Source organism: Acinetobacter sp. UBA5934 (assembly GCF_002430855.1).
GTDB lineage: Bacteria > Pseudomonadota > Gammaproteobacteria > Pseudomonadales > Moraxellaceae > Acinetobacter.
On the sequence record NZ_DJDC01000032.1, the window covers coordinates 1 to 4,046 of the forward strand.

Annotated in this window: 2 protein-coding genes and 2 pseudogenes; 3 read left to right on the top strand and 1 reads right to left on the bottom strand. The window is 39.1% G+C overall.

What is annotated here, in order from left to right; all coding sequences use genetic code 11:
- Positions 1–686: isocitrate lyase (locus B2Y23_RS02290; RefSeq protein ID WP_291368770.1), on the bottom strand; the 686-nt coding region annotated here is incomplete at its 3' end.
- A gap of 642 nt (positions 687–1,328) precedes the next feature.
- On the opposite strand from B2Y23_RS02290, the gene B2Y23_RS02295 reads away from it, so the two are divergent.
- The 3 genes and pseudogenes from B2Y23_RS02295 to B2Y23_RS15515 all read left to right on the top strand — a co-directional run.
- The gene (locus B2Y23_RS02295; RefSeq protein ID WP_291352640.1) at positions 1,329–2,318 is read left to right on the top strand and encodes a LysR family transcriptional regulator; all 990 of its coding nucleotides are present in this window, start codon (positions 1,329–1,331) and stop codon (positions 2,316–2,318) included.
- Between the two features lie 127 nt (positions 2,319–2,445).
- Positions 2,446–3,621 (top strand): annotated as a pseudogene (locus B2Y23_RS02300) (hemolysin family protein); the annotation flags it as partial.
- A gap of 15 nt (positions 3,622–3,636) precedes the next feature.
- Positions 3,637–3,903 (top strand): annotated as a pseudogene (locus B2Y23_RS15515) (transporter associated domain-containing protein); the annotation flags it as partial.
- Between the last annotated feature and the right edge of the window lie 143 nt (positions 3,904–4,046).

Genomic DNA, 4,046 nt, shown 5'->3' on the forward strand with positions numbered 1-4,046 from the left:
ACTTTACCAGCTTGGTGACCACATTGTTTCGCATCAGAAACCTGGTTTTCGATTTGTAGTGCACAAGCACCCGCTTCGATCATTTTCTTCGCAAGAAGGTAAGTCGCTTCTTCGTTACCGAAACCAGCGTCGATGTCCGCAATAATTGGCACAACGTGAGTTTGGAAACCATCGATTTGTGCAGTGATTTCAGCAGCTTTAGCAGTGTCGCCCGCTTCTTGAGCTTTTTTAAGCGCACGGAACAAGTCGTTAAGTTCTTTCGCGTCAGCTTGACGTAAGAATGTGTAGATTTCTTCAATCAATGCAGGAACAGAGGTTTTTTCGTGCATAGATTGGTCAGGAAGAGGACCGAATTCTGAACGAAGTGCAGCAACCATCCAACCAGAAAGGTAGATATAGCGACGTTCAGTCGTACCGAAGTATTTTTTATTCGCAATCATTTTTTGTTGTGCGATGAAACCGTGCCAGCAACCCAAAGATTGAGTGTATTTGCTAGAGTCAGCATCATAAGCAGCCATATCACGACGCATAATCGCAGCTGTATATTTAGCAATGTCTAAACCGGTTTTAAAACGATTTTGCATTTGCATACGTGCAGCATCTTCAGCACTGATGTCTGCCCAAGTGTTGCCAAATTTCGCTTTTAATTCGCGGATTGCATCAATCGCTGTTTGGTATGTAGTCATGATATTTTCCTGTAATAATATTAGGATTGCATCAAGCGAAGGCTAAAATCATACTCATATTATTTGTTTAGATTTAGAGCGCTTCGTTAAGATGAACACAGATTAGAGGGAGTTAAAAAATTAATCCAATATCCTCTGTTAATTCTCGGTATTTATTTAAAAAATATGTAGATCAAAGTCGTATTATATTTATGTTTCAAAATTTTAAATCATTGTTTTAACTTATTTTATTAAAAATGAGTAAAATCGAATTTTGATTACAAAACATTCATTTTGCTGATTTTTTCTTCATTAGACTTAAGTCTTGCCTGTTCATCAAAAAGCTTGATTTGTCATTTTTAAATCGATTTTTGCGCATTTTCACATCATCTTTTCAAAATACATCTGTATATTATTCACCCTATTGATACTTTTATTTCCTTGAATAAGCAATTCTGCCTTAAATTAACAAACTCGCCTGATCGTCGCTTGTTTATCTCATATTAGTAAAATTTTTATTGCTTCTATCCCTGTATTAATTCATTTTAACTATATCAAATCCCACCTTATCTCGTTTCTTTTTTCGGCAATATTCCTACACAAGCCTTGTTGCTTATGGCATAATCGAAATAATTTCATGAGTTTATTTTCGGTATTTCTTGTATGAATCTGGAGCGGGTCGACCTCAACCTATTAATATATCTTGATGTACTGCTTCGCGAAAAAAATGTAACGCGTGCTGCAGAACAATTGGGTGTCACCCAACCTGCAATGAGTAACATTTTGCGTCGTTTACGCAACTTATTTAATGATCCGCTGCTCATTCGTTCTTCTGAAGGAATGACCCCAACAGAACGTGCTCTGGAATTACAACCGCGTATTCGCGATGCACTTTCTGATTTATCCATGATTTTAGAACCGCGTACCGAATTCCGTCCTTATACTTCTAATCGTGTTTTCCGTATTATGACTTCGGATTATGCGGAAGCGACTTTAGTACCACGTTTGGTAAAGGCATTACGCTCCGAAGCACCGAATGTTGTACTCGACTTCTTGACCCCAAGTGACGTGTCTTACCGCGATATGGAACAAGGTAAAGTTGATCTTGCGATTAACCGCTTCAATGAAATTCCACAAAGTTTCCACCAGGTCCTGGTATGGCGTGACAGTTTTTCGTGTTTGCTTAACAACAAGCATCCTGCGGCAGGGAATTTAAACCTTAAAAGTTATTTAGATGCACAACATATCTGGGTTTCTAAAACAGGCATGGGCGTTGGCTTTGGCGTCAATCCGGAAAAACAGGCCGGTTTGGGCTGGATTGATCAGGCTTTAGAGCGTATCGGGCAAAAACGTAAGATTTCGGTCTTTACCCGGCACTATCAAATGCCAGGACTATTGGCAGCCAATGTAGATCTGGTGGCGACGCTGCCTACACGTATTGCTCGCTTACAAGCCAAAAATCAAAACTTGCTGCTGAAAGACCCGCCCTTCTATATTCCCGAGTTTGAATTGAAGATGGCATGGTGTCCGTTATTACATCATCACCCTGCACACCGCTGGTTACGTCAGCTGATTTTATACGTTGCACGTCAAATGATTGAAGAAGAAAATCGCGAATTTTTAAGCAATAATTCGCAATTTTCCCACTACTAAATACGATTTTTCTTAACTTCTTCTTTTTTAAGCTTATACTGTATTGACTTGGGTAGTAATTGTCTTACTACCTGAAGTTCTTTTGTGTTAAAAATATTCATAATAATGATGATCCACAGGTGGATTTGTGAGCCTCTTTCAAAATATCGTCATCATCGTCATCCTTATTGTCGGGGCAGGTTTTTTATCTTTAACTGAAATTGCCCTTGCGGGTGCACGTAAAGTTAAACTTAAAATCCTTGCTGAATCGGGCGAAGAACGCGCTCAAAAAGTATTAGATTTACAGGAAAATTCAGCCGATTTCTTCGCAGCATCGCAAATCGGTTTAAATGCCGTTGCCATTTTAGGTGGTATTCTCGGTGAAGGTGCCTTTCGTCCTTATTTTCTTGAACTGGTCACAGGTTTTTATCAAGGCCCCTGGGTAGAAACCATCAGCTTTACCCTATCATTTACCTTAGTCACTTCACTGTTTATTTTATTTGCCGATTTAATGCCAAAACGTTTGGCCATGATTGCGCCGGAAAAAATTGCAGTATCGGTGATTAATCCGATCCAAATTTTTATTACTGTCTGCAAGCCTTTAGCCTGGTTTATCAATACGATTGCCAACCTGTTATTCCGCCTGTTTAAAGTCAATACCACCCGTGAAGACAATATTACCTTTGCTGATATCTCTGCCGTGATGGATGCTGGTGCCCAAGCTGGTGTATTGCAAAAACAGGAACATCACTTTATTGAAAATGTGTTTGAGCTTGAAGAACGAAATGTTCCTTCAAGTATGACCACGCGTGAAAATGTGATTTTCTTTACGCTTAAGGAATCAGAAGCCAGTATTCGTCAAAAATTGGCAGAATACCCGTATTCTAAGTTTCTGGTTTGCAGTGAAAATATTGATGATGTGATTGGCTATGTCGATGCCAAAGATATTCTGGTTCGTATCCTTAACAATCAGTCCTTACTACAATTGAATGAAAATACCATTCGTAATGTATTGACCATTCCCGATACCTTGACCCTGTCTGAATTACTCGACCGTTTTCGCTCAACCAAAGAAAAATTTGCTGTTGTGATCAATGAATATGCCTTGGTGGTCGGTGTGATTACCTTGTCTGACATTATGATTACCGTGATGGGCGACTGGGTTACTCCAATTGAAGCAGATCAGCAAATCATTAAACGTGACAATAATTCCTGGTTAATTGATGGCAGTACCCCCATCGAAGATTTGAAACATGCCCTCGAAATTGATGAAATGCCGGATGAAGAGAATTATGAAACTCTGGCTGGTTTTATGATGTTCAAGCTGCGTAAAATTNNTAATTCCTGGTTAATTGATGGTAGTACGCCGATAGAAGACTTGAAGCACGCTCTGGAAATTGATGAAATGCCAGATGAGGAAAATTATGAAACCTTGGCCGGTTTTATGATGTACCGTTTACGCAAGATTCCACGTCCTGCCGACACTGTCATTTATGATAACTATAAATTTGAAGTGGTCGATGTTGATCATTTTAAAATTGACCAACTATTAGTTACACGTCTTTTAAAGGAAGTGGAAAATAACCATACTGAAGAACCGGAGTAATCTGGTTCTTCACGCTTTACCTAAAACAAAAATAATAATGAAACACACTGATGAATTTTTCATTGATCGCCCTTCTCGCCTGCCTGAGTTTCTATTCAGGCCTTTATCTGATCTATTATTTTTTTACTCAGCAAACTCAGCCT

Coding starts and splice junctions, on each gene's coding strand:
- B2Y23_RS02295 (WP_291352640.1), top strand. CDS start 1,329: ATGAATCTGGAGCGGGTCGACCTCAACCTATTAATATATCTTGATGTA.